Origin of the sequence: Actinoplanes sp. NBC_00393 (assembly GCF_036053395.1) — a bacterium.
Taxonomy (GTDB): domain Bacteria; phylum Actinomycetota; class Actinomycetes; order Mycobacteriales; family Micromonosporaceae; genus Actinoplanes.
On the sequence record NZ_CP107942.1, the window covers coordinates 6,820,506 to 6,846,674 of the forward strand.

22 protein-coding genes are annotated in these 26,169 nt (G+C 71.6%); 7 read left to right on the forward strand and 15 right to left on the reverse strand.

Annotated features, from left to right (window positions below; translation table 11 throughout):
- Positions 1-28: 28 nt before the first annotated feature.
- The 12 genes from OHA21_RS31540 to OHA21_RS31595 form a co-directional block, all read right to left on the reverse strand.
- A complete protein-coding gene (locus OHA21_RS31540) occupies positions 29-1,297 on the reverse strand; it encodes a hemolysin family protein (protein ID WP_328461072.1) in 1,269 nt (422 codons plus the stop codon).
- 64 nt (positions 1,298-1,361) lie between these two features.
- A complete protein-coding gene (locus OHA21_RS31545; protein ID WP_328461074.1) occupies positions 1,362-2,270 on the reverse strand; it encodes a DNA-3-methyladenine glycosylase family protein in 909 nt (302 codons plus the stop codon).
- A gap of 280 nt (positions 2,271-2,550) precedes the next feature.
- Entirely contained in the window at positions 2,551-3,795 is a 1,245-nt protein-coding gene (locus tag OHA21_RS31550; protein ID WP_328461076.1) for a Pecanex-like protein 1, read from the reverse strand.
- Positions 3,796-3,834: 39 nt separating this feature from the next.
- Positions 3,835-4,611 (reverse strand): DUF4142 domain-containing protein, encoded by a 777-nt coding sequence (locus tag OHA21_RS31555; RefSeq protein ID WP_328461078.1) that lies wholly within the window; start codon positions 4,609-4,611, stop codon positions 3,835-3,837.
- Positions 4,612-4,730: 119 nt separating this feature from the next.
- The gene (locus tag OHA21_RS31560; RefSeq protein ID WP_328461080.1) at positions 4,731-5,405 is read right to left on the reverse strand and encodes a COG4315 family predicted lipoprotein; all 675 of its coding nucleotides are present in this window, start codon (positions 5,403-5,405) and stop codon (positions 4,731-4,733) included.
- Positions 5,406-5,627: 222 nt separating this feature from the next.
- Entirely contained in the window at positions 5,628-6,401 is a 774-nt protein-coding gene (locus OHA21_RS31565; RefSeq protein WP_328461082.1) for an anti-sigma factor family protein, read from the reverse strand.
- Entirely contained in the window at positions 6,398-7,081 is a 684-nt protein-coding gene (locus tag OHA21_RS31570) for a sigma-70 family RNA polymerase sigma factor (RefSeq protein ID WP_328461084.1), read from the reverse strand. The genes OHA21_RS31565 and OHA21_RS31570 overlap by 4 nt, the downstream gene beginning before the upstream one ends.
- A 581-nt stretch (positions 7,082-7,662) precedes the next feature.
- On the reverse strand, positions 7,663-8,631 hold the full coding sequence (locus tag OHA21_RS31575) for a hypothetical protein (RefSeq protein ID WP_328461086.1): 969 nt from the start codon (positions 8,629-8,631) through the stop codon (positions 7,663-7,665).
- Positions 8,628-11,186 (reverse strand): SMC family ATPase, encoded by a 2,559-nt coding sequence (locus OHA21_RS31580; RefSeq protein ID WP_328461088.1) that lies wholly within the window; start codon positions 11,184-11,186, stop codon positions 8,628-8,630. The genes OHA21_RS31575 and OHA21_RS31580 overlap by 4 nt, the downstream gene beginning before the upstream one ends.
- A complete protein-coding gene (locus OHA21_RS31585; protein WP_328461090.1) occupies positions 11,183-12,337 on the reverse strand; it encodes an exonuclease SbcCD subunit D in 1,155 nt (384 codons plus the stop codon). The genes OHA21_RS31580 and OHA21_RS31585 overlap by 4 nt, the downstream gene beginning before the upstream one ends.
- Before the next feature lie 20 nt (positions 12,338-12,357).
- Positions 12,358-14,148 carry an ATP-binding protein gene (locus tag OHA21_RS31590; RefSeq protein WP_328461092.1) on the reverse strand — a complete coding sequence of 597 codons (1,791 nt, stop codon included), beginning with the start codon at positions 14,146-14,148 and terminating at the stop codon, positions 12,358-12,360.
- A gap of 88 nt (positions 14,149-14,236) precedes the next feature.
- On the reverse strand, positions 14,237-14,947 hold the full coding sequence (locus tag OHA21_RS31595; protein WP_442874922.1) for a pyrimidine reductase family protein: 711 nt from the start codon (positions 14,945-14,947) through the stop codon (positions 14,237-14,239).
- A gap of 239 nt (positions 14,948-15,186) precedes the next feature.
- Between OHA21_RS31595 and OHA21_RS31600 the strand changes: the two genes are divergently transcribed.
- Both OHA21_RS31600 and OHA21_RS31605 read left to right on the forward strand, forming a co-directional pair.
- A complete protein-coding gene (locus OHA21_RS31600; RefSeq protein ID WP_328461093.1) occupies positions 15,187-15,900 on the forward strand; it encodes an amino acid-binding protein in 714 nt (237 codons plus the stop codon).
- A 107-nt stretch (positions 15,901-16,007) separates the two neighbouring features.
- Positions 16,008-17,054 carry a GNAT family N-acetyltransferase gene (locus tag OHA21_RS31605; RefSeq protein WP_328461095.1) on the forward strand — a complete coding sequence of 349 codons (1,047 nt, stop codon included), beginning with the start codon at positions 16,008-16,010 and terminating at the stop codon, positions 17,052-17,054.
- Positions 17,055-17,200: 146 nt separating this feature from the next.
- Here the strand turns inward: OHA21_RS31605 and bsaP are convergent, their stop codons facing one another.
- Positions 17,201-17,380, reverse strand: coding sequence for a biotin synthase auxiliary protein BsaP (bsaP, locus tag OHA21_RS52835; protein ID WP_442875184.1), 180 nt, complete (start codon positions 17,378-17,380; stop codon positions 17,201-17,203).
- The gene (gene bioB, locus OHA21_RS31610; protein ID WP_328461097.1) at positions 17,377-18,372 is read right to left on the reverse strand and encodes a biotin synthase BioB; all 996 of its coding nucleotides are present in this window, start codon (positions 18,370-18,372) and stop codon (positions 17,377-17,379) included. Before bioB ends, bsaP begins: the two co-directional genes overlap by 4 nt.
- Positions 18,373-18,456: 84 nt before the next feature.
- Here bioB and OHA21_RS31615 point away from each other — a divergent pair, with 84 nt between their 5' ends.
- The 4 genes from OHA21_RS31615 to OHA21_RS31630 all read left to right on the forward strand — a co-directional run bounded on the left by OHA21_RS31615 (position 18,457) and on the right by OHA21_RS31630 (position 22,392).
- A complete protein-coding gene (locus OHA21_RS31615) occupies positions 18,457-19,590 on the forward strand; it encodes an 8-amino-7-oxononanoate synthase (protein WP_328461099.1) in 1,134 nt (377 codons plus the stop codon).
- Positions 19,591-20,159: 569 nt separating this feature from the next.
- Positions 20,160-20,867 carry a dethiobiotin synthase gene (gene bioD, locus OHA21_RS31620; protein ID WP_328478643.1) on the forward strand — a complete coding sequence of 236 codons (708 nt, stop codon included), beginning with the start codon at positions 20,160-20,162 and terminating at the stop codon, positions 20,865-20,867.
- 56 nt (positions 20,868-20,923) lie between these two features.
- Positions 20,924-21,679, forward strand: coding sequence for an ROK family protein (locus OHA21_RS31625; RefSeq protein ID WP_328461101.1), 756 nt, complete (start codon positions 20,924-20,926; stop codon positions 21,677-21,679).
- Positions 21,676-22,392: an HAD family hydrolase gene (locus OHA21_RS31630; protein ID WP_328461103.1), complete on the forward strand. Its 717-nt coding sequence runs from the start codon at positions 21,676-21,678 to the stop codon at positions 22,390-22,392. Before OHA21_RS31625 ends, OHA21_RS31630 begins: the two co-directional genes overlap by 4 nt.
- Here the strand turns inward: OHA21_RS31630 and OHA21_RS31635 are convergent.
- On the reverse strand, positions 22,389-23,024 hold the full coding sequence (locus tag OHA21_RS31635) for a class I SAM-dependent methyltransferase (protein WP_328461105.1): 636 nt from the start codon (positions 23,022-23,024) through the stop codon (positions 22,389-22,391). The two genes, OHA21_RS31630 and OHA21_RS31635, sit on opposite strands and share 4 nt — an antisense overlap.
- A gap of 82 nt (positions 23,025-23,106) precedes the next feature.
- Between OHA21_RS31635 and OHA21_RS31640 the strand changes: the two genes are divergently transcribed.
- Positions 23,107-26,136, forward strand: coding sequence for a putative bifunctional diguanylate cyclase/phosphodiesterase (locus OHA21_RS31640; protein ID WP_328461107.1), 3,030 nt, complete (start codon positions 23,107-23,109; stop codon positions 26,134-26,136).
- Positions 26,137-26,169: the final 33 nt, after the last annotated feature.

Genomic DNA, 26,169 nt, shown 5'->3' on the forward strand with positions numbered 1-26,169 from the left:
TGTTCGAATGTCCAAGTCGCACACCCAGTCAGTCGCCGAGTGGGCGTACCCGGACCTGGGTGATGGCGCGGCCGGTCACCTCGACCACCTCGGCGGTGAATTCGGGCAGGGTCACCGACTCCCCCGGCTCAGTCGGGATGTGCCCGAGCGCGGCCAGCACCATCCCGGCGATCGTGGTGTAGTCGCCCTCCTCCGGCGGGTGGCCGTGGAAGCCGACGTCCGGCAGGTCGTGGATCGGGAACGAGCCGGGCATCAGCAGGGCGCCGTCGGCCTCGCGCACGGTCGCGGCGACGTCCCGGTCGGTCTCGTCGTAGATCTCCCCGACGATCTCCTCGACCAGGTCCTCCATCGTGACGATGCCGTCGATGGCGCCGCGCTCGTCGACGACCAGGGCGAGCGGCTGGCGTTCGCCGCGGAGCTCTTTCAGGGCGTCCGACACCCGCAGGGTCTCCGGCAGGAACAGCGGCGGCCGGGCCACCGAGTCCACCGGGCCGCCGGCGCTCACCAGGTCCCGCAGGTGCACCACGCCGATCACGTCGTCCAGGCCGGCCGGGCCGATCACCGGGGCCCGGGAGTGTCCGCCCTCGATCAGGGTGCGCAGCGCGTCCGGCGCCGGGGTGCCGCTGGTCAGGGTGAGCACGTCGCGGCGCGGCACCAGGATCTCCCGCAGGATCCGGTCGGCGATCTCGAAGGCGCCGGAGATGATCTCCCGTTGCTCGGCGGAGAACTCCTGCTGGGCGGCGACCATGTCGCGGATCTCCTCCGGGGTGACCTCCTCGCGCTGGGCGTTGGGATCGACGCCGGCCAGGCGTACCACCCCGTCGGTGACCTTGCCGAGCAGCCACACCGCGGGCCGGGAGAAGGTGGCGATCACGTCCAGCGGGCGGGCCATCAGCAGCGCCCAGCCCTCCGCGCGCTGCATGGCGATCCGCTTCGGAGCGAGCTCGCCGAGGATCAGCGTGACGAAGGTCAGCACGATGGTGAGCAGCACGGTGGCGACCGGTTGGGCGGCCGAGCCGAGCACGCTGAGGTGCTTCTCCAACGGCTCGGAGAACGATTTGGCGACCACGGCCGAGGACAGGAAGCCGGCGAGCGTGATGCCGATCTGGATGGTGGCCAGGAACCGGTTCGAGTCGCGGCTCAGCCGGGCCAGCACCCGGCCGCCGCGGGACTCGCGCTCCAGCCGGTGCAGCTGGCTCTCCCGGAGGGAGATCACGGCCATCTCACTGCCGGTGAAGACGGCGTTGACCAGGGTCAGCGCCAGGACGAGCAGAACCGGACCGACAAAGCCATCCACAGGTACGCCTTCCGGACTAATACATCATTCCGGACAACCGTAACGCCGGATTCAGCGGTGCTGCTCAGAACCGCGCGAAGGACCGCACCGGCATCCGCGGGCCGAACTTCGGCGCGCCGAGCCCGCCCAGGGCGAACAGCTCGCAGACCCGGCCCCGGTGGCCGCGGAACGGCTCGAGCAGCTCGAGCATCCGCGCGTCGGTGCCCCGGACCTCGCCGGCCAGCGCCCACGCGACCGTGTTCGGGATGTGGAAGTCGCCCACACTGACCGCGTCGGGGTCGCCGAACGCGTACCGGACCGTCTCGGCGGCGGTCCACGGGCCGATCCCGGGCAGCGCGGTCATCCGGGCCGTCGCCTCGGCCGCGTCCACGCAGCGTTCCAGGCGGTCCGCCACCCGGGCCGCGCGCAGCAGCGCCTGGGTGCGGCGCTGCTCGACGCCGAAGGGATGGAACGTCCAGTACGGCGTGGCGGCCACGGCGGCCGGGTCGGGCGGCAGCACCAGATCAACCGGGCCGGGCGCCGGCTCGCCGAAATGCCGGCAGATCGCACGGTACGACCGGTGTGCCTCCTTGCCGGTGACCTTCTGCTCCAGGATCGCGCGCAGCAGACGGGGGAAGAGGAGGTTCGTGGCGGGTAGGCGTACCCCGGAGAAGGTTTTGGCCAGGCGCGCGACCAGCGGATGGCGCGCTGCCAAGGCCGGGAAGGCACTCAGATCATCACGGAGTCCGGCGATCGCGTCCGCGCGGTCGACGATCCACTGCGACCCCGGCCCATGGCCGGTCGCGGTCAGCTCACCACCGGCGCGGGCAAGATGCAGGGTCGCAGGACCATCCGGGGTACGCGCAGCGAGCCAGAAATCGCCGTCCCGAAGCATCCCGCACGGGTCGTGCTTGGGCACCAGCAACGGCCGCACCGAGGCACCGAACCGGTAGTGCTCCGGCGGCGTCAACCGGCGGCTCACCTCGGACGTCACCGCTGAACTATGCCACCGTTCCCGGTCCGAAGAACAGGCCGATGGCCCTGGCCGTCTCCGGGCCAGGGCCATCGGTCGGCGACCGGACACCCGAGAAAGGTCCGGTCACCCGTGCGGAGCCTGCCCGGTGGTGGCCGGGCGGCCTGCCGCGTACACGTCCGGCAGGGGGTAGGACGGTCGACGGTGCCGAAGGGGGGTCCCGGACCGGGCTGGGAGTAGCCCGGTCCGGTTCGGTACCGGCGAAGCGGCAGTGCTCCGCGTCGTTGCTACGCCGGCCAGGTCAGCGGACGCGAACCCGGACCGAGTCGAACGCCGGCGTCTGGTTGGCGCGCTCCATCATCGGGATCCGGTGCGAACCGTCACCCGCCCACGAGGAGCACTGGAACGTACCGGCCTCGGGCAGACCCGGCACCTGGATGTTCACGGTGTCCGGGGTGGCACTGCCCTGGCTGTCCTCGGTCGCGACGAAGAACGCCGGGACCGGGGCGGGGTCCGGAGCGTTGTTGCGGCTCTGCAGGATCCGGCACGCGGTGTGGAAGTGACCGCGGACCAGGCCGTTCTGCAGGACGCTGCTCTCCACGTAGTAACCGCCCTGGCCGGCCGCGAGGAAGCGGTCGCGGATCAGGTTCCGGGTGCTGACCGAGAGCGTGAACGGCTGGTTCACCCGCACCTGGCCCGGTGCCCGGGTGATCAGCAGCGTCGGGTTGTTCGCGGCGGCGCCGACCTCACCGAACTCGGTGGAGACGCACCGGTCGCCACGCTGGAAGCCGTCGTGGTCCTCCAGGTTGGAGGTGTCACAGCTGTTGGTCAGGATGCCGAGGCCGGCGCCCGGAGGCGGCGTGGTCTGGCCCGGGTCGGGCTGGTCCCCGTCCCCGCCCTGGTCTCCGCCCTGATCGCCACCCTGGTCTCCGCCTTGGTCGCCACCCTGGTCTCCGCCCTGGTCGCCACCCTGACCCTCTTCAGCGGGCGGCTGCTCCTGGCCACCCTCGGCGGGCGGCTGCTCCTGGCCTTCTTCGGCCGGCGGCTGCTCCTGACCGCCCTCGGCGGGCGGCGCTTCCTCGCTCGGCTCGGCGGCCGGCGCGGACGGCTGGGCGCCGCCGTTGTTGCCGCCGTTGTTGTTGCCGCCGCCGTTGTTACCGCGGCCACGGCGGGCGTTGGTGGTGGCCTCCTCGGCCGCCTCCTCGTCGGCGACGTTGTTCATCACCCACTGCCGACAGCGGGCCCGCACTTCAGCGGTCGTCGCCACATCGCCGGCGCCGTCATCGGCGTGCTGGGTTACCTGGCCGTTGTTCGTGGTGTACGTGCCCCGCCGTGTTTCCGTGGACAACCGGGACTGGTTCGGTGCGGCCAGGTCGTCACAGGCTGCCAAGGCCCGCTTGGTGGTGCGGTCGGTGCTGGCGTTCGAGACCTGGGTCACGGTCACGATGCCGCCGAACGCAACCAGAGTGGCCGCGACGGCGATGATGCGGCGCCGACCGCTGAACCACGTCGGGGAACTGGCGCGCCGGTACTTGGACCTTCGCATGGGTGACACCTTTCTTGGTCGCCGTGGGCGATGTGATACCTACCGCGCGCGGAAGATGCGCATGGTCGTGATGACCCCGACCACCAGCGCGGCGGCGAGGACGATGAGGATGACGGTGTTGCTGAGACCGGGAACGTTGCCGCCCTCGGTCGCTGCGACGAGCATCTGGTTGTCGACCGGCACCGGTCCCTGCCCGGCCGCCGCCTTCGGAGCGGGCGCGGTGGGCAGTGCGGCGTAGTCGACGATGCCGCTGCTCTCCAGCAGCGTCATGTGGGTCATGACGAACTGGTTGGTCTGCTGGGCCAGCTTGCGGACCGTGTCGCTGCGCGTGGTGGCCCGGATCGTGCCGATGGCCGGGAAGATGTTGCCGTGCGCGGCCCGCAGCCGGTCGATGAAGATCTGGTCGAACTGCTGCGGCGTCCGGGCGTTGCGCATCTCGCTGAGCCAGAACTGCTGGTCGCCGTTGGGCTGGTTCGGCAGGCTGATGCCGAGCTTCTTGCCGGCCGCACGGGTCAGGTTGTCGAGGGCGACGTGCTGCTTGGCGATCTCGGCGCCGATCTTGGCGACCTTGACGTTCTCCGACTTCTCCGCGGCCATGTTGCCGGCCGGGACCTCCCACAGGCCGGCGAGCCGGACCTTGATGACGAAGTCACGGTCGGCGGCGGTCAGAGTTCCGGTGCCGTTGTCGGTGAGGCCGGTATTCGGCGGCACGGGCACTGCGTCTTCGGCGTGGGCGGCTCCGGCCGGCGTCACCATGAACGCCAGTGCGAGAGCCAGGGTGCCGACCAGCCATCGGGGGACACGGCGGGCCTTCATCTCTTCTCCAACCTCCAATGCCACGTGTGTTGCCGAATCGATGAGATTTGTTCGCGACGGTGGAGACCTTGCGAACCAGCGCACGCGATGCGCGGCTTGCGGTAGGTCGCGAACAAACCTCAGTAGCTGTAATCGCTGCCGGAGTCCTCGGCCTCGCCCTCGGCGCCCTCGTCGTCGGCCGGCGGTGCGACCGGCTTCGAGATGGCGGGCAGGCAGGTGAGGTTCTTGGTGCCGTCCGGGTTGATCACGAACCACTTGCCACCGACGTTCTGGCCCTTCCACTGACCCGGCTTCTTGTCGCCGATGTAGCGGTAGAGCGGCCAGCCCTTGAGGGTGAGCTGTTTGGTGCCGTCCGCCCGGGTGACCGTGCCGACCAGGTCAGCGCTGACGCCCTTGAGCTTCGGCTCGCCGTCGTTGGTGAGCGCCGCCGGCCAGATCTCGGCGCAGTCGCCGTTGCAGTTGGACTTCGCCGGGTCGTCCTTGTCGTCGTCGAACCGGTACAGCACGAAGCCGTCCTGGTCCTCGACGACCTTGCCCATCCGGGGGACCTTCGAGCCGGTCAGCGAGGTGGTGGTGAGCTCGTCGCTGATCTCCGGGGTGTTCGCCTCGGCGTCAGCCGGGTCCGCGGGCGCCGTCGCCTCAGCGGTGGCCTCCGGGTCGGCCGTCGCGCCCGGGGAGGCGGCGATGTCGTTCGATGCCGGTTCGGCGGCGTTGCCGTAGTCGGCCGCTTGGTATCCGGCCGGGGCGCAACCGGGCAGTGCTACCACCGCCGCCAGCGCAGCGCCGATGACCATCAACTTCCGCTTGTCCGCTACCACGAGCCCTCCAGCTGATTCTGGCTGCAGCCATTTCCGGGCAGTAGTACGGAGAGGGTGCGAAGTCGGTTGAACATTCGGCGCGATCAAATCAGTAAATTTTCTTTTGAACCTTCCGGCAGACACGTACGTAAGACGAAGACCACTGCGCACGAAAAAGGCCCGGCCGCATCGCGACCGGGCCTATTCGTGTTCGTACGGTTACGGAACGCGAACCAGAGTCTCCCCCGGGCCGGCTTCGGTGATCTCCTGAACCTGGACGTGGGCGATCTCGTCGCGCGGGGTCCCGGTGACCGCCTGAAGCAGCAGCGGGGACGGGTTGGCCGCCGTACCCCAGCCCTTCTCGCCGATCTCCCAGGACGCCACCTGCTCCGAGGTGCCGTCGGAGCGGACCACGACCAGGGCGCACTTCTTCGGGCCGGCGAGGTTGCCGACCGCGAAGGAGATCTGGGTGCCCCAGTCCTTCTTCTCCAGGCCGACGGCCGCGGACACGCCGCTGCGCGGGTCGGTGCCGTCGAACGTCTCACCCGGCAGCTTGGTGCCGCCCAGGGCCACCCCGTCGCTGTTCGGCAGCGGGTCGAGCCGGCTGCTGTCGCCCGTCGCAGTCTGGGCCGGCGGGGTCGACTCCGGGCCGAGCCAGCGGCCACCGGCGAAGAGCGCGCCGATCGAGAGCATGGTGAACACGACCACGGCGGCGGCCAGCGAGTAGAGCCGGCGGCTGTTCGCGCGGTGCCGCTCCACCCGGACCTCGCGGAGCATCTTGTTCAGCACGGCGCCGTCGCGCTCGGACTGCTCGGCGGCGATCAGCGCCTCCGCGTCGACGGTCGCCAGCACGTCGGCCACCTGGACGAACGACTCCAGCTCGAAGGCGCACTGCGGGCAGTCGATGAGGTGGTCCTCGAAGAGCGAGGCGTCCCGGTCGTCGAGTACGCCCAGCGCGTACGACGCCACGTCGAAGTGCTGTTCCTGTGTCATTCGGTCACCCCCCGCTGCTGGAGCGCGGTACGAAGCGCACGCAGGGCGTAGTACACCCGCGACTTGGCCGTGCCGAGCGGCAGGTTCAACGCCTCCGCCGCCTCCGGCACGGTGCGACCGCGGAAATACGTCTCGATGAGGATCTCCCGGTGCGAATGGCTCAACTGCCGGAGAGCATCCGACACGGTCATCGACTGGAGAACCTTGTCGGTCTCGTCGGACGTGGTGGGGAAGCTCTCCAACTCCCGATCGTACGTCTCGGCGGGCCGGGCGTTGGCGCTCCGGTGCTCGTCGATGGCGATCCGCCGGGCGACGGTGACCAGCCACGGGCGCAGCGACTGCTGACCCTGCGCGCCGAGGCGGTGCGCGTTGCGCCACGCCCGGAGCAGGGTCTCCTGCACGATGTCCTCGGCGCGCTGCCGGTCACCGCCGGTCAGTCGCAGCACGAACATCAGCAGCGGTCCCGCGTGCTCTTCGTAGAGCAGCTTGACCAGCGTGTCCTCATGGCTCGGGCTGCTGCTCGGAGCGGCCTCGTGCCGCGGCGCCTGCCGCGGGATCACCGTGCCCTCGTCGCGATGGTTGCCACCGCCGTCGAGAGCCTGCCACCTACCACCGGAGTGTTGCCGCGCCATCACACGCACCCTCTCCGGCGCGAGCCGATACTCGGCCACCGCATGCATCGATACCTCCGCCCGGACCCTTCCCCGTCGCCTGTAGTACGGCTGGGGGGCCCGGCCGGGATCAAAGCCGGCCCGAGAATTTCCGGGGTACTCGGTCTCAACGGTCCTCCGCTGCGATCGTGATCGTGAAGGCGCGCCGGTCGCGGATCACCCTCCGTATTGATCTACGCCGATTCGGACGCCAGGTAAGGCGGAATAATACTCAGTGACAAGGGACCACAGACATGTCCCTGAGAATAATTCTCCCGGAGGCGGGAGAGCGCGATCTCAGAGCGTGAACGGACGATTCCTCAGCGTCGCGAGAGCTGAGTATTGTGTGGTGAATGGTGGGGTGGGAGAACCGTTCGGGGGATGCCTTTATGCCAGTCGGACTCTTTCGGGCGTCACCCGTCCGGGAGCGCTCCCAATTCTGATCTCCCTGCTGGCGGGCTCGGTCGTCACTTTCTGTGCCGATCCGCTGGGCGTTTCCGCGCTCACCGAAACCGTGTCCCAAGTCCCGGGAGCGCTGATCATTTCTTGAGACCTGTGCCATCTTGTGGGATCGTGCACACACCGCGAACCGGTCAACGGCCATGAACCGGTCACCGGCTGCGGGACGTCGCCAGAGCGAGCGCGCGGTGCAGCACGCGGGAATCGCCGAGCATCCCGCGCAGGCGCCGCTCCAGGCCGGCGATCGGCACCAGATTCTGCGGCGCACGGGGATCCTTGTAGGCCGAAGAGGCGAACCGCGGCAGTGTGACCCCCGACACGTCGGCCAGCTCGATCGCCTGATCCGGCGACAGATCCGGCGAACACTCCACCCGGACGATCCCCGACCACGGCGCCCCGGACGAACCGGGCAACCGCAGATACCAGGACCAGCCGCCCCAGACCGTGCCCAGGTGGAACACCGGGGTCCGCTGGCCGGGCCGCAGCCGGGGCACGATCGCCTCCTGCGCGGCCGGCAGGTAGTGCTTCTGCTGGGTCTTCACATACCCGATCGTGCGCGGCAGCTGTCGCCTGTTCCGCAGCGGACCGTCCACGATCAGCAGGTCGGCGCCGTCCGAGCCGCCGTCCCGGGCCGCCGCCGAGATCTCGATCTCCAGGGCGGTCAGCGGGCCCTGCACCGCGGCCGGCAGCTTGCTGGCCTCACCGGTGCCGCTGATCCGGTGCACCTCGTAGCGCACCGAACCGGCCTGCACGTCGGTCGCCGTCGGGCTCGCCGTGAACAGGCCACGGGCCACCCGGGCGCCGGCCAGCTCGGCGATGCCGTTGGCCAGGTCGCAGCGGACCACCCCGGCCGCGTACGAGGCGGCGAGCCCCGCGTAGGACGTGCCGTCGTCCTCCGCCGTCCACAGCCCGGCATCGTTGCGCCGCACCCCGTCGACCAGGAAGACCACGTCCGGCGCCCGGGCCGTGGCGGAGGCGTCGATCGGCGCCCACTCCGCCGCCGGGACCTCGACGTCGAGGTCGACCTGGGCGCTGCTGGACGACCCCGGTCCGTCGCCCTCACCGCCCTCGAACGACGAGCCGTACGACGGGTCCCAGGCGTCGACATACATCCTGGTCACAGGCCGACCCTCTCGACGTACGCCGTCCGCGCGTCCTTGTGCACCTCGAACCGGACCGGCACCCGCTCGGCCAGCGCCTGCACATGCGTGACCAGGCCGACCATCCGGTCGCCGCGGGCCGCCAGGTTCTCCAGGGTGGCGGCGACCACGTCCAGCGTGGCCGCGTCGAGCGTGCCGAAGCCCTCGTCCAGGACGATCGACTCCAGGCTGGCCGCGGTGGTGCTCATCCCGGCCAGCTGCTCGGACAGGGCCAGCGCCAGGGCGAGCGAGGCCTGGAAGGTCTCCCCGCCGGACAGCGTCCGCACGCCACGCTGCAGGCCGGCGTCGTGGTGGTCGACCACGAAGAACTCGCCCTTGGTGTGGATCAACTCGTACTGCCCGTTGGTGAGCTCCCGCAGGATCCGCGAGGCGCCGTCGACCAGCAGGTCCAGGGCCTCCTCGAGCAGCCAGCGCTCGAAGTTGTTGGCCCGCAGGTGACCGGCGAGCGACTTGGCCACCCGGCCCTCGCGCAGCAGCGCGTCCCGCTGCTCGGCCGCCTCCCGGGCCTGCTGCCGCCGCTCGACCAGGCGCTGCCAGGCCGCCTCGGCCCGCTCGGCAGCCACGGCAGCCGCCCGGATCAGCCCGGCCTCGGCGTCGGCCACCGAAGCACCCAGCTCCGCCGACCGCGACGCCGAGACGCCCGGGCGGGACAGGCCCGGCGCCGGGCCGCCCGGCGGGTCGATTCCGGCCGCGGTGAAGAGCGCGACGATCCCGGTGTAGGCCCGGACCGTCGACTCGTGCGCCGCGGTGACCGCGATCTCCGCCTCGGCCCGCGCGGTCAGCCGGGTCGCGTGCTCCTCCCGGGCCCACTCGACCAGGGTCTGCCAGGCGCCGGCCAGGTCGTCCCGGTCGGCCGGCGGCGGCACGAAACGGGCCAGCCCGTCGCGCACCGAGTCGAACTTGCGCCACGCCGTACGCTGCTCATCCTCCGCGGAGCGGACCGCGTTCTGCGCACGCCGATGCGCGTCGCGGGCGGCACGCACCGCGGCGGTCGCGGCCTCCAGCTGCCGCTGCAACTCGCCGAGATCGGCCAGCCGCGCCTGCACCGCCTCCACCGGCGGCAGCCCGGAGACGGCCGAGCGCACCTCGGCCAGCCGGGAAAGATGATGCTCGTACTGCCCGCGCTTGCGCTCCAGGTCGCTCTCCAGATTGCGGGCCACCGCGTCGCGCTGCTGCCAGCGGGCGGTGGCCTGCTCGGCCGCCTCGCGCGCCGCGTTGCCGGCCGCCTCGGCCAGCCGGACCGCCGACTCGCGGGGCACCTCCGGAACGACCGTGACCGGCTGCTCACAGACCGGGCAGGCGTGGCCGGCGACCAGGTGCCCGCGCAACGCCGTCGCCCGGTCCCGCTGCTGGGCGTCCCGGTAGTCCTGCCGGGCCTGCTCCAGCAGCTGCTGCGCGCCGGTGTGCTCGCTCTGGGCCAGCTCGGCGGCGGAGAGCGCGTCCCGGTACTCCACCTCGGCGACCGAGACCTTGCCGGCGAACCACTCCTCCTGCTCGACCAGCCGGGCCAGCTCGGTGTGCCGGTCCAGCATCAGCCGCAGCGAGCCCGCGTCACCGGCCGCGGCGAGCTCACCGCGTACCTTCTCCTCGGCCTCCTCGGCGGCATGCACCTCACGCGCCGCCTCCTCGGCGGCGGCGCGAGCCGCGACAACCGCGCCGTTCGCCTCGGCCAACCCCGTCGGGGTACGCACGGACGACAGCAGAGCCAACTCCGCATCGACGGTGTCCCTGGTGCCGAGCGCCGCAGTCTCCGCCTCCCGGGCGGTACGCAACCCCGGCACCGCGTCCTCGACCGCCCGGGTCAGCTCGCGCATCCGCTCCAGCTGTGCCCCCGCCGCCTCGACCGCCTCGTCGGTGGCGTCCTCCAGCGCGCCCATCTGCTGCTCGATCACGCCGAGCTTGACCTCGGCCGTCTTGCCCCGCTCGGCCGCCCGGACCTGCACCTCCTCGTAGACGTGCAGGCCCAGCAGGTTGACCAGGATCTGCTGGCGGACCGCCGGTTTGGCGTGCAGGAAGTCGGCGAACTGGCCCTGCGGCAGCACCACACAGCTGGTGAACTGCTCGTAGGGCAGGCCGACCGCGTCCAGCACCGCCCGGTCCATCTCGGCCGGGGTGCCGGCCAGCGCCTCACCCAGGTCGTCCAGGTCCATGCCGGTGTCGAGCTTGCTCACGTCGAAGCCGGGCGGCATCAGCTGCAGACCGGCCCCGGCGGTCTTCACGTTGCCCCGGCCGTCGCGGCGCACCACCCGGGTCGCGATGTACCGGTCGCCGGCCGACTCGAAGCAGAGCCGCACCTTCGCCTCGGCGGCCGACGGGGCCAGCGCGTTGCCGATCCCGCGGGTGCCGCCCCAGCGGGGAACCGTGCCGTACAGGGCGAAACAGATCGCGTCCAGCACCGTCGACTTGCCCGAGCCGGTCGGGCCGACCAGGGCGAAGTAGTCGGCGTCGGTGAAGTCCACGGTGGTCGGCTCGCGGAACACCGTGAACCCGGACAGGTCGAGCCGGATTGGCCTCATTGGTTGCTGCTCACCTCGTCGTACAGCTCGTCGAAGAGCTCGCGGACGCCCTCCTCGGCGTTGCCGCGGCTGTCCAGGTAGTCACCGAAGAGTTCGCGGGGGGAACGGCCGGCCCGCTCCGCCGAACGCGCGCCCGTCCGGTCCGGCAGCATGTCCGGGTCGATGCGCACCTCCAGCGCGTTGGGCAGCAGGTCCTGCACGTCCTCGCGGAGGCCCGGCCGCGGCGCCTCCCGGACCAGGACACGCAGCCAGGCGTCCGGAAGGTTCACCTTGGCCAGCTGGTCGAGCGTGCCGCGCACGGTCCGCAGGGTGATCGCCGAGGTCACCGGCACGTCCCGGACGCGGGCGGCCTGGTCGGCAGCGACGTCCACGATCGCGACCGAGCTGACGTTCTCCTCCTCACCGAAGTCGACGGCGAGAGGGCTTCCGCTGTACCGCGTCGGGCAGGGGGAGATCACCTGCTGTGAGCGGTGCAGGTGGCCGAGGGCGACGTAGTGCGCGTTCTGCGGGAAGACGGTGGCGGGAACCGCGTACCCCATGATGGTGTGCGCCTCCCGCTCGCCGCCGCCGGTGCTCGCGCCGACGATTGTCAGGTGGGCGGTGACCAGGTTCACCACGCCGGTCTCGGCGAACGGCTCGCTGAGTTTGGCGATCAGCCGGGCCACCAGGTCGGCATACGTCTGGTTCGCCTCGGCGGCGGACAAGTCGTACATCTCGGCGGCGCGGATCGCGTAGCGCTGGGAGAGGAACGGCAGGGCGACCAGCCGCCAGCGCTCGCCGCCCTCGGTGGTGCCCTCGATCAGCAGATCCTTCAGATCACCCTTCGGGTACGACCCGCGCAGCTCGATGCCGGCCGCGTCGGCCCACGGCCGCAGCGCGTCCAGCGCCGCGCCGTTGTCGTGGTTGCCGCCGATCGCCACCACCCGCGCGCCGGTCTTGCGCAACGCCGAGAGCGCCCGGGTGACCAGCCTCGTCGCGTCCGCGGTCGGCGCGGCTGTGTCGTACAGGTCGCCGGCGACGATCACCAGGTCGGGCCGCTCGGCCTGGGCGATCTCGATCACCTGGGCGAGCACCTTGGTGTGCTCCTCGAACCGGTTGCGGCCCTTGAGGACCTTTCCGACGTGCCAGTCGGAGGTGTGCAGGATGCGCATCGCAGAACCTTAGTCCCAAGCTAGAAGGGAATGTCGTCGTCCGCAGCTCCACCGCCACTGCCCACGACGGCGAACGGATCGGCCCCTTGCACGATCGAACGCATGGTCTCGGCCGGTGGCGGACCGGACTCCGACTTGCGGGTGGCCCAGGCCGGGAACGGGAACTCGACACAGAGCGGGACCGGGATGTCCGGCTGGTTGACGAACATCGTGCCTGGTCGGGCCAGCAGGGCGCGCTGGCGCATGGCCGGGGGCAGGAAACCGTACTCCGGGCGGGAGGCCTCGGCCGGGTCCAGCCGGCCGACCACCCGGATCGCCGAGTTGGTGACGATCCGGCGCTCGACCTCGCTGGCGGTCTGCTGCGCGCCGATCAGGATCACGCCGAGCGAGCGGCCCCGCTCGGCGATGTCGAGCAGCACCTCCTTGATCGGCGAGGAGCCCTCCCGAGGTGCGTACTTGTTCAGCTCGTCGAGGACGACGAAGAGCAGCGGGCGGCCGGTGCCCGATTTCTCCTTCTCCTCGAACTCGGTCTTCAGCGTCACACCGACCACGAACCGCTGGGCCCGGTCCGGCAGATTGTGCAGGTCGACCACGGTGACCTGGGCGCTGTTGGCGGTCTTGATCTGGTGCGGGCGGCGCGACGCCAGGTCGCCACGGATCAGCCGGGCCAGGTCACGCTTGCTGCCGATCAGCCGCCGCGCGAACGCGTTGACCGTCCCCATGTTGACCGCGCTGCCGGCCCAGGTGGACCGGGTCTCGTCGTCGGTGAGCTGCTCGACGATGTGATCGACCAGATCGCCGTAGGAGCCGATCCGGCGGCCGTCGATGCTGATGCCGCCCTCGGCGGGCACCGCGAACCGGTTCAGATGGGCGGTGACCGAGTGGACCACCATCGTGTACTGCTGGCGCTCGTCGTCGGCGTCGGCGAACACGTATGGCAGGAGCTTGGCGGAGCAGAACTCCTCGAGCGTCCAGTAGAACGAGTCGACCCCGGTCAGGCGGCTGCTCACATCCGGCGCGCCGGAGGAGTCGCCGGCCCGCGGCGGCGCATAGACCCGGACGTCGGCGAAGGGCGAGGCCGGAAGATCCAGCAATTTGTACGCCGCCCGCGTGCTCTCGTCGAGCTTCGTGTTCGGGTGGTCGAGGAAGAGCAGATCCTCGCCCTTCACGTTGAAGATCAGCGCCCGGGCATTCGTCCCGTCCGCCCCCAGCTGACCGGAACGGAACACCGAGTAGAGCAGGAACGTGGCGAAACTCGTCTTGGTGGCCACGCCGGAGATGCCGGAGATCGACACGTGGGCGCCGCGGGTGCCGTCGAGGAAGTCGGCGTTGAGGAAGACCGGGACCCCGTCACGGCCGGTGCCCATCGGGACCCGCCGCTCCATCCGGTCGAAGTGCAGCGCCGCGTCGCGGGCCTCGCCGGACGCCCGGTGCACGATCGCGCCGGGGGCGGGCGGGACATAGAGCTCCGGGTCGACCCGGGTGGTGGTGATCTCGGCCGCTTCCTGGACCATCGCCGGCAGGGTGCCGTCGGCGATGGCGAACACGTCCGAGTCGAACTGGGCGCCCTCGTGCCGGGCCCGCACCTGGGTCACCACGCCGGCGATGGTCACCGGCTCGCGGTCCGGCAGGTCGCGCTTGGTCACCACGACGTCGTCGAGTTGCAGGTAGCTGCCGGGGGTCACGGCCGTCCAGAACTGCAACGGGGTGGCATCAGCTGTACCCAGCACCCGTCCGACTGGGTCCCCCTGCGGGTTGTCATTCAGTTTTCCGCCGCGGAGAGGCACAGTTTCGTCAGACACGCCGATCATCGTGCCTCAGGCGTACGACAAAATGCCCGCGGGATCGGTTGTCCACAACTTCTGGGGTCCATCCACAGAGTTATGCACAAGATATTGATCATCTTGTGGAGGCGCGCGCATACCTCAGGAAGAGCATGTCGTCGCGGGTGAGCACGTGCCGGAGCGTCATCGGGCGAGGCGGCGCCGGCACACCCTGGGCGATCCGGCCCGCCGAGCCGCCCACCAGCAGTGGAGCGACTGTGAGACACAACTCGTCCACCAGGTCGGCGGCGATCATCGAACCCAGCAGGCCCGGGCCGCCCTCGCAGAGCAGCTGGGTGGCGCCGCGCTCGTGCAGGTGCCGGACCGCCGCGGCGAGATCGACCCGGTCGTCGCCGACCTCGATCACCTCGGCGACCTCGCGGACCGGCGAGGCGGGAGCACCGCGATGGGTGAACACGATCGGGCGAACCGGGGCGTCGGCGAAGATCAGCTGCTCCGGGTCGAGGTCGAGCGAGCCGGAGATGATCACCATGAGCGGGAACTCGGGCAGCCCGTGCGCCAGCCGCCAGGCCGGGTCGGGGCGCAGGGCGTCGTACTTCTCGGCCCGGACCGTGCCGGCCGCAACGATCAGCGCGTCGCAGGAGGCCCGCAACAGGTCGAAGATCTCCTTGTCGCCCGGCCCCTGCAGGCCGGCCGACACGCCGTCCACGGTGACCGCGCCGTCCGCGCTGGCGATGAAATTCACCCGCAACGTCGGGTGCGGCTCGCGCGGATACAGTTCGCGCAGGCCGTCCGGGCCGGACGGCCAGGTGTGCAGCGCGGTCACGGGCCGGCCGGACCGGTGACCGGCGGAATCGGCTCGATCTGCCGATGCTGGCAGTCGCACCACGAGCCGCCCCGGCAGTCGTCGTGCCGTCGTTCCCGGCACGCCTGGCAAATCATGTTTCCGACCCTAGCGGCGACGGCTTGACGACCGGGACACGACTGCGCAACCAGTCAGAAACGGCAATTGGGCAGGCTGTACCGGTACGGCCGTCTCCGGCGGTCCGCGACGGGAGGAGTTTCATGTTGCTGCGGGTACGAGTCACCCTGCCGGACCGTCCCGGCGCCCTCGGACAGGTCGCGCGCACCCTCGGGGTGGCCGGCGCCGACATCGTCCAGGTCGTGGTGCTGGAGCGGCTCGGCGGCCGGGCCGTCGACGACTTCACCGTCGTCTGGCCGGGCGCGTCCCGCGTGGAACGCCTCCTCGCCGGGCTCGCCGCGATCCCCGGCGTCCAGGTGGACGGCGTGTGGAAGGCGATCGGCGCACCGGTCAACGGCGGCCACGACGCGGAGCTGCTGGCCCAGGTCGCGGCGAACCCGGTGGACGGGCTGGCCACCCTGGTCGACGCCGTGCCCGGCCTGCTGGCCGCGGACTGGGCGGCCGCCGCGGTGGTGCCGGCCGACTGGGCCGCACGCAACGGTTCCGGCAGTGTCGGTGGCGAGCCCCGGGTGGTGTACGCGAGCTGGCGCGCCCCGTCCCCGCTGCACCTGCCCGAGGTGACCCCGCTGCGGGCCCGCCCGCTCACCGAGCCCGGTGGCGCGCGGTACGCGGTCGCCCCGTTCGGTCGTGGCGGGCTGGTTCTGCTGGTGGCGCGTACCGACGAGGACGACCTGCCCGCCGCCGCGTTCCACGTGACCGAGGTGGACCGGGTCGCGCAGCTCGTCCGCGCTGCCGCCACGATCCTCGGCGACCGGCTGGACCCGATCGGGCAGGCCGCCGCAGCCAATCCGGTGTGACCCGGCCGACCCTGTGTTCTAACCCTCAAATCGCAGGTCAGGCAATATCCGGTTAACACGAACGGGGCACTCTGGAAGACGGGAACAGAGTCGAAAGGAGTGCCCCGATGGCGTTGTGGCGAGTGCGGGCAACGGTTGACGACCGTCCTGGCTATCTTTCCGTGCTGACCGCGAGCCTCGCTCTGCGGTCGGTCAACATCCTCGCCGTCCAGGTGCACACCACCGAGGAGGGCGCGGTCGACGACTTCCTCGTCGACGCGCCGGACATGCTGACCGAGTCGGACATCCTGGCCGCCGTCGTCAAGGGCCGCGGGCGGGACGCGTTCGTGACCCGGGCCGACCCGCAGGGCCTGGCCGACCAGCCGACCCGGGCGCTGGCGCTGGCCGGCCGCCTGTTCCACGAGCCGGATGCGCTCGGCGACACGCTGGCGGCCCTGCTCGACGCGACCGAGGTGCGCTGGCGGCCGGCGGCCACCGCCGACCTGCCCGGTTTCCACGGCGGCCGGATGACGCTGGCCGACCCGGCCGGCGGGGCCTACGAGGTGCTTCGCGCCCTGCCCGCGTTCACCCCGGCGGAGTATGCGCGGGCCCAGGCCCTGGTCGAGGTCGCCGGCGCGGTCCAGCGGCAGCAGCACGAGCAGGTGACCATGCTCCTGCCGGACGGCACTGAGTTGGTGCTCCGGCCGGCCGGGCGAGACGACCTGGCCGCCGTCCAGGAGCTGCACGAGGAGTGCTCGGCCGCGACCCTGGGTCAGCGCTACCTGAGCGGCGCGGTTCCCGACGAGTCACGGCTGCGCCGCCTGCTGGAGCCGGCCGGTGGGGTCACCCTGCTGGCGGTCGCGTCCGGCGGGCGGGTGGTGGCCATGGCCAGCCTGGTGATCGAGGGCGACCTCGGCGAGATCGGGCTCCTGGTGGAGGACGGGTGGCAGCGGCGCGGGCTGGGCACGGCCCTGCTGCGGCGGCTGCGCGCGCACGCCGAGCGGACCGGGCTGGCGGCGCTGGTCGCGCACACCGGGGCGGACAACACGGCCATGGTTCGGGCGTTGCAGCACCTCGGGGCGGACCGGGTGGAGCAGGACGGTCCGGTGGTCAGCGTGACGATGCCGGCGGCCGGGCGGCCGGTCGGCGACGAGACTCCGGCCGCTTCGGCTTAGAGAGCGGACCCGGGCGCGAGCCCGAGCAAGCGAGCGCGAGCCCGAGCAAGCGAGCGCGGGCAAGCGACCCGAACAAGCGAGCGCGGGCAAGCGAGCGCGGGCAAGCAGGCGCGGGCGCGCAGATTCGGAAGAGCCCTGGGCTGAGCTCAGCCCAGGGTCTCGCCGTGCTCCACGCAGGTCGAGCGCCAGCCCGTCGGGACGACCTGCACCTTCATCCGGCGGCGGCAGTGCGGGCAGAAGCGTGGCGGTTCCAGCTCCCGCGCCGCGGCGCACGCCGCGTGGTCACCCTCTGCGGCCGGCGAACCGCACCGGTCACAGAACATCAGAACGTGGCCGACAGCGACTTGACCGGCATCTTCAGGTCCTGGAGCAGCTCCAGGTCGGCGGTGGCCGGGCGGCCCAGCGTGGTCAGGTAGTTGCCGACGATCACCGCGTTGATGCCGCCGAGCAGGCCGTCACGCGTACCGAGATCGCCGAGGGTGATTTCGCGGCCTCCGGCGTACCGAAGAATGGTTCTGGGCATCGCCAGCCGGAAGGCTGCAATCGCGCGAAGCGCGTCCTTGCCCTCGACCACCGGGCGGTCACCGAGCGGCGTGCCCGGGCGCGGGTTGAGGAAGTTGAGCGGCACCTCGTGCGGATCCAGCTCGGCCAGCTGCGCGGCGAACTCGGCGCGCTGCTCGATCGTCTCGCCCAGGCCGAGGATGCCGCCGCAGCAGACCTCCATGCCGGAGTCGCGGACCATCTTCAGCGTCTCCCAGCGCTCCTCGAAGGAGTGCGTGGTCACCACGTTCGGAAAGTAGGAGCGGCAGGTCTCGAGGTTGTGGTTGTAGCGGTGCACGCCCATCTCGACCAGCTCGTCGACCTGCTCCTTGGTGAGCATGCCGAGGCTCGCGGCGACCTGGATGTCGACCGCTTCCTTGATCGCCTTGACGCCCGCGCGCATCTGGTCCATCAGCCGCTTGTCCGGCCCGCGCACCGCGGCCACGATGCAGAACTCGGTCGCACCGGTCGCCGCGGTCTGCTTCGCCGCCTCCACCAGGGAGGGAATGTCCAGCCAGACGGCGCGCACCGGGGAGGCGAACAGACCGGACTGGGAGCAGAAGTGGCAGTCCTCCGGGCAGCCGCCGGTCTTCAGCGAGACGATGCCCTCGACCTCGACCTCGGGACCGCACCACTTCATCCGGACGTCGTGCGCCAGCTGCAGCAGGGCCGGCAGATCCTCGTCGGGCAGACGCAGGATTTCCAGAATGTCCGCCTCGTCGAGTCCGGCACCTGCATCGAGCACCCGGGTCCGGGCCCGGTCGAGGATCTCTGGCATGCCCGTACCCTACAGAGTTCCCAGGCCGGTAGGACTGTCGGTGGTGGGTGGTAGTTTGCCCTTCTCGTGATCTCTGGGGGTGTCTTGGCGGACTGGTTGGAGGCGCTCGACCGCCTGGCCCGCGAGCGGGCCAAGGCGGGACTCACCCGTCAGCTGCGGCCGCGGGCCGCCGGCGATGCCGTCGTCGATCTGGCGGGCAACGACTACCTCGGCCTTTCCGGTCACCCCCGGGTGGTTGCCGCGGCACGGCAGGCGATCGAGGCGTACGGGTTGGGTGCCACCGGATCCCGTCTGGTCCGCGGTTCGACCGAGGCGCACGCCGCGCTGGAGGAGACCCTCACCACCTGGATCGGTACGGAGAGCGCGCTCCTCTTCTCCTCCGGCTACCTCGCCAACCTCGCTGTCATCCGCGGTGTCGGGGCGGTCTGCGACCTGGTCGTGTCGGATGCCTACAACCATGCCTCGCTGATCGACGGCTGCCGGATCTCCGGGCTGCCGGTGACGGTCGCACCGCACAACGACCCGGCCGCCGTCGCCGCCATCCTGGACGCGCATCCCGGCCGCGCCGCCGTGGTGACCGAGTCGGTCTTCTCCGTCGACGGTGACCTCGCTCCCCTCGCCGAGCTCCACGCGGTGACGTCGTCGCGGGGCGCGCTGCTGATCGTCGACGACGCGCATGCGCTCGGTCTGCTCGGCCCGTCGGGTTCCGGTGGGGTGGCCGCGGCCGGCCTCGCCGGGCAGCCCGACGTGCTGGTCACCGCGACGCTGTCCAAGTCCCTGGGCGGGGCCGGTGGTGTGGTGGCCGGGCCGGCGGCGTTCGTCCGGCATCTGGTCGACACCGGCCGCACCTTCATCTACGACACCGCGCCGCCGCCGGCCGTGATCGCCGGCGTGCTCGCCGCGGTCGAGGTCACCCGGGCCGCCGACGACCTGCGGGCGGTGGTGGCCGGCCGGGGCGCCGAGATCACCGGGCGGCTGCGGGCGGCCGGCTTCGCGGTGCGGGATCCGGCGGCCGGGGTGCTCTCGGTGCCCGCTCCCGGCCCGGAGGCGGCGCTGGCGTGGGCCGGTGACTGCCGGGACCGCGGGGTCGCGGTCGGCTGCTTCCGGCCACCCTCGACACCGGACGGCAGCTCGCGACTGCGGCTGACCTTGAACGCGGGCGTGCCCGCTACGGACTTCACCAGAGCCCTGAACGTGATCGTGGAGTGCGCACCATGACCGCAGACCCCCCGGAAATGTCCTATTACGCCGGTATCTCGATGGTGCCGCCGCCACGGGCGGCCCAGAGCCGTGGGCACGGGTTGCCGTTGGGGCCGCCGCCCACAGCCAGGGAGACCGATGAGGTGGACCCGTTGCTGGCGCATGGTGGAGGGAAGCCGGCCTTGCCTGTTGCGCCTTCCTCCGTTGAGGCTGCTTTGCCCGCCGGCCCCGAGTCGCCCGCCGGGACCGATTTCCCTGCTTCGGGCACCGAGCCGACCCGGCCCGATTCGCCCGATTCGCCAGCCGGGGCCGATTCGCCCGCCGGGTCGGCGCCGCCTGCCGAGCCGGCGCCGCCCGGGCTCCCTGTCGAGCCCGCCCCGCTCGCCAATCCGACCGAGCCCATCGCGGAGCCCTTCACCGAGCCCACCGCGGAGCCCTTCACCGAGCCCACCACGGAGCCCATCGCCGAGGCCGAAGTGGACGGCGAAGCCCTGGTCGAGGAGATCGACACCGAGCTGGCCGCCCAAGCCGCCACCACCGCCACCCAGCCCGCCCCCAGCCGCCCCGAACGCGACGAATGGCACGGCATCGTCCTGGTCACCGGCACCGACACCGAGGTCGGCAAGACCATCTCCACCGCCGCCATGGCCGCCGCCGCACAGAGCGCCGGCCTCCGCGTCGCCGTGATCAAACCCGGGCAGACCGGCACCGTCACCGGCGCGCCCACCGACGCCGAGGTGATCACCCGGCTGGCCGGGCCGGCCACCGTGCGCACTCTCGCGGAGTACCCGGAGCCGCTCGCCCCACTTGCCGCCGCGAAGGTGGCCGGGGTCGCCGCGCTGGATCTGTTCGACGTGGTCGACGCGATCCGGGCCGAGGCCGAGGACCACGACCTGGTGCTGGTGGAGGGTGCCGGCGGGCTGCTCGTACCGATGGGGTTGCGCCCCTCCGGCGAACCCTGGACCTTCGCCGATCTGGCCACCACGCTCGGCGCCAACATGATCGTGGTGGCCCGTGCCGGTCTCGGCACGCTCAACCACACCGCGCTCACCCTGGAGGCGCTGAACCGGCGCGGCGTCCCGGCCCGGGTGATCCTCGGCGCCTGGCCGGCCGAGCCCGAGCTGGTGCACTGGGCCAACCTGAGCGAGCTGGTCCCGCACCTGGTCGGCGCCCTGCCGGCGGGCGCCGGGTCGATGGATCCGGGTGTGTTCCGCCGGTCCGCGCCGGGCTGGCTCACCCCGCTGCTGTACGGGGTTCTGGACAATTGGCGCGTCTGGGCGGAGGAGGCGGGTTAGGGCAACACCCGGCACAATTACTGTGCCGGGAGGTGGTCCACATGCAGACTGGCGGCGTGGCTTTCACCCTGACGATCGATTGCGGCGGCGGCGGCATCAAAGGGTCGGTGCTGGACGAGGCCGGCACGATGCGGGCGCACCCGATCCGAGTGCCGACACCGTATCCGTTACCGCCCGACCTCTTCGTCAAGACCTTGGTGAATCTCGGTGAACAGCTGCCGAACGCGGATCGGGTCACGGTCGGGATGCCCGGGATGATCCGGCACGGGGTGGTGGTGGCGACCCCGCACTACGTGACCCGCAGCGGGCCGCGGACCAAGGTGGATCCGGAGTTGGTCGAGGCCTGGCGGGGCTTCGACGCGCGTACCGCGCTGGCTGATGCTTTCGGCCTGCCGACGCTGGTGCTCAACGACGCCGAGGTGCACGGCGCCGGCGTGGTCGCGGGCACCGGCTGCGAGCTGGTTCTAACGCTCGGCACCGGGCTGGGCTGCGCGCTCTTCGACGGTGGCGAGCTCGCCCCGCACCTGGAGATGTCCCAGGCCCCGGTGCGCTGGGGGATGTCCTACGACACGTACATCGGTGAGCACGAACGCCGCCGCCTGGGCGACGCGCTCTGGTCCCGCCGGGTCCGCAACGTGGTCGAGGGCCTGCGGCCGGTCTTCCTCTGGGACCGGGTCTATCTGGGCGGCGGCAACTCCCGGCTGATCACGCCGGCGCAGCTGGCCCGGATGGGCGATGATGTCGTCGTGGTGCCGAACACCGCGGGCATCGTCGGCGGCGTCCGCGCCTGGACCCTCGGTCAGGTGCGATGAGGCCGGACGCCGTTCTGCTCGATTTCGGCGGCGTCCTGGCTGACGCCCCGTTCCGGGCCGACCCGCCCGAGCTGGTCCTGCGGCTGTACAACCTGATCCAGGGCGCGCTGACACCCGGCCAGATCCAGCGTTCGCTCATCGACGGCGCGGCCGCCTATGCCCGCTGGCGCGACGAGGACTGGCCCGACGAGCTGCCACAGGCCGAGGTCTGGGAGCGTTTCGTGATCGCCGACTGGCCTCGGCTGGCGCAGATCCGGGTGCGCGGCGCCGTACCCCGTCTCAGTTACGACTGGGCCTGGCGCGACAGCTGGACCCTGCGGCCCGGCATCGCCGAGGCGCTGACCGGCTTCGCCGAGGCCGGCATCCGGTTGGCGGTGGTCAGCAACACCCTGTGCGGGGCCGCGCACCGCGACTACCTGACCAAGGCCGGCGTCGGCCGCCTCTTCACGACGCAGATCTACAGCGACGAGGCCGGCGTCCGCAAACCCAACCCGCAGATGATCTGGAACGCCACCGACGTCCTCGGCGTCTCCCCCACCGCCTGCTGGTTCGTCGGTGACAGCCGCCGCCGCGACATCCTCTGCGCCCGCCGCGCCGACATCGGCAAGGCCGTCCTCATGCCGTCCGGCCGCGACGACCCGGACGCGGAATCGCCATGGCCGGCCCCGGACGCCGTCGTCATGGACGGCCACGCTCTACTCGGTCTGCTCTAAGAACCCGCCGTCACCTGCCAGACCGTGGTCCGGCGGACCGGGACGCTCTCCAGCTCCTCGTTGACCGGGACGTCGTAGACAGCTCGCTGAATGAGGCCGGTCGGCAGGTAGGCGCGGCCGGGGTCGCCGACCAGGACCAGGGAGCCGCGGCCGGCGGCGCGGCGCAGGAAGGGCAGGACCCGGCCGGCCATCTCGCGGCTGTAGAAGACGTCGCCGGCCAGCACCACCCCGTACCGGTCGTCGGTGTCCAGCAGGTCGGCCTCCACGGTCTCCACCTGCACGCCGTTGACCTCGGCGTTGGCTCGGGCCGCGGCCAGCGAGAACGGGTCGATGTCATTCGCGGTGACCGGCCGGGCCCCGGCGCGGGCCGCCGCGACCGCCACCAGGCCGGATCCGGTGGCCAGGTCGAGGACGCTGCGGCCGGCGACCAGGTCCGGCTCGTCGAGGATGTGCCGGGCCAGGGCCTGCCCGCCGGCCCAGGCGAATGCCCAGAACGGGGGCGGCTGCGACGTACCGCCCACCTCGGTGGCCTCCCAGAGCGCGATCGGCTCCTCGGCCTGGCGAAGAGTGATCTCCGGGACAAACGGGACCGGCGCCGGAACGGTGTGGGCGCGCACGAACTCGAGAGGCACCTCCCGATTGTGCCGCTATCGCTCAGATCATTGGCTGCCGGGCCGATCAGGCCGATATCGGGGTAGCTCGGGAGGGAGCAGGATGCCGACACGGTGGCCCGCCGCCCTCTTCGGCGCCTGGATGGCGGTGCTCGCCCTCGTCGTGGCCCTGCAGCCCGGCCTGGAGATTCCGCTGCGCCTGATCGCCGGGGGATCCACGGTCGCGGTGATGGCCGTCGGAATCCGCCGCAGCCGGCCCGACGACGTACGCCCATGGTGGCTGCTCGCCGCCGCGGTGGCCCTCTCCGCCGCCGGTGGCGCCGCGTCCGAGGCGCCGTCCTTCATCACGAACTGGCTGCTCTGGCTGGAACCGGCCGGCACCGCTCTGCTGCTGCTCGCGTACGTGATCCTGGCTGTCGCCCTGGCCGGCTTCGTCAGCCGCCGCACCAACTCCGCCCGGGACCACGCCGGCCTGCTGGACGCTCTCACCGTCACCTCCGGGGTGGCGCTGCTGATCTGGACGTTCGTGATCGGGCCGCGGGTGGAGGGCTCGGTCGGCGACGGCTGGACCGGCCTGGCCATGCCGGTGGCCGACCTGCTCTGCCTCGGCCTGCTGATCCGGCTGGCCACCATGCCCGGCCGGCTCGTCGCGCCCGGGCACTGGCTCGGCGCCGGCGTGTTCGCGATGCTGGTCGCCGACGTGGCCCGCCAGCCGGTGCTCGGTCACCTCGCCTTCTACGCTGCCGCCGGGCTGGCCGCGCTGATCCCGTCGATGGCCGAACTGACCCGCCCGTCCGAGGTCCCGCCTTCCGAGACCAGCCGGAGCCGGCTCGCGCTGCTCGCCGTGGCGGCGCTGGTCGCGCCGACCGTGCTGGTGGCCAAGATGTTCCGGGACGGGCAGGTCGCCGGCCTGACCACGGTGGCCGCGCTGAGCATGCTGATGCTGTTGCTGGTGCTGGCCCGGATGGCCGGCATCATGACCAGTCACCGGCAGGCGATGGCCCGGGAACGGGCCCTGCGCGGGGCGTCCGCGGCGCTGGTCTCGGCAGTCGACGCCGAGGCCGTCGGACTCGCGGTACGCACGGCGGTCGCCCAGCTTCTCCCCGGCGACGTGCCGCACGGGGTGGTGCTCGCGATCGCGATCACCCAGGTCGAGCCGCAGTCGCCGGAGGCCGTCGCGCAGGCGGCCGTGGACCGGGCCACCGGTACGGCCGCCCGGCTGGTCACCACCCGCGACGTGGACTGGGCCGTCGCGGTACGCCTCACCCAGTTCACCAAGACGCTGCGCTGCCCGATGGTGCTCATCGACCGTCCCGGCGGCGACCCGCTCGTCGGTGTCCTGCACGTCGGCGCCCCGACCTGGGCACTGCTCGAGCTGCAACGGTCGGTGGAGGTGCTGGCCGGCCAGGTCGCCCTCGCGCTGGAACGGATCGCGCTCGGTCACGAGGTGGCCCGGCGCAACAGCGAGACCTACTTCCGCACCCTGATCCAGAACACCGCGGATGTCATCCTGATCGTCGACGAGCAGGACCGGATCCGGTACGCGAGCCCGTCCGCGGTCGGCGTGTTCGGCGGCGACCCGACCGGCGCCGAACTGCCCGAGGTGATCCACCCCGGCGAACGCAACCGGCTGGCCGAGGTGCTGACCGCGGTCCGCAGCGGCGACCAGTCGCAGGAGCAGCTCGACTTCCGGGCCCGCGGGAACCGGCGTACCGAGGTGCTCCTGGAACTGCACTGCCGGGACCTGCGGGCCGAACCGACCGTGGCCGGGCTGGTCATCACCATGCGGGACGTCACCGAGCAGCGCCGGCTCGAGCAGGAACTCATCCACCAGGCGTTCCACGACGCGATGACCGGGCTGGCGAACCGGGTGCTCTTCAACGACCGCCTCAAGCACGCCCTGGCCCGCGGCGCCCGGGACGGTTCAGTGGTAGGTGTCCTCTTCATCGACCTGGACGACTTCAAGATCGTCAACGACACGCTGGGCCACGCGGTCGGCGACCAACTGCTGATCGAGGTCGCCAACCGGATCGCCGGCGCGCTGCGGGCCGACGACACCGCGGCCCGGCTCGGCGGTGACGAGTTCGCCGCCCTGGTGGAGAACGTCAACGACCCGGGCGCGGTCGAGGAGACCGCCAACCGGATCCTGGCCGCCCTGGCCCCGCCGATCATGACCGACGCCAAGCCGCTGCACGCGGTCGCCAGCATCGGCATCACCACCACCCCCGAGGCGAACGACGCCGACGAACTGCTCCGGCAGGCCGACCTGGCCCTGTACGTGGCCAAGGGCGCCGGCAAGAACCAGTGGCGCCGCTACCAGGCGCGCCTGCACAACGAGATGGTGGAACGGCTGGAGCTGCGCTCGGCGCTCGACCACGCGGTGAACGAGGGCCATTTCCTGCTGCACTACCAGCCGATCGTCGACCTGGCGTCCGGGATGGCGGCCGGCTTCGAGGCGCTGGTCCGCTGGCACCACCCGAAGCACGGCGTGATCACGCCGGACCAGTTCATCGAGGTGGCCGAGGAGAGCGGCCTGATCGTGCCGATGGGCCGCTGGGTGCTGGAGGAGGCGCTGCGCACCGTCGCCGAGTGGCGGCGCATCCTGCCGCCGGGCCAAGCTCCGTACGTGAGCGTCAACGTCTCCGTCCGGCAGTTCCGGGAGAGCGGGTTCCTCGACCAGGTGCGCAACGCGCTGCAGCACACCGGGGTGCCACCGCAGGGCCTGATGCTGGAGATCACCGAGACGATGCTGGTCAAGGACGACGAGCAGGTCTGGACCAACCTCGCCACGCTGCGCGAGATGGGCATCCGCATCGCCATCGACGACTTCGGCACCGGGTACTCGTCGCTCGCCTACCTTCGCCAGCGCCCGATCGACATCGTGAAGATCGACAAGACGTTCATCGACGACATGGTCACCAGCCAGCAGCCGTTGGCGCTGGTCAGCGGCATCGTCAGCCTGGCCCAGTCGCTCGGCCTGACCGTGGTCGCCGAGGGCATCGAAAGCACCACCCACCGCGAGCTGCTGGTCCGGATGGGCTGCCCCCTGGGCCAGGGCTACCTCTTCTCCAGCCCGCTGGGCCCCACCGAGGTCCTGGCCTGGATGCGCGGCCCCCAGCCCCTCGCCGTCTGACCGCCGCCGCGCGCCCTCGCCGCCCGGCTTCGT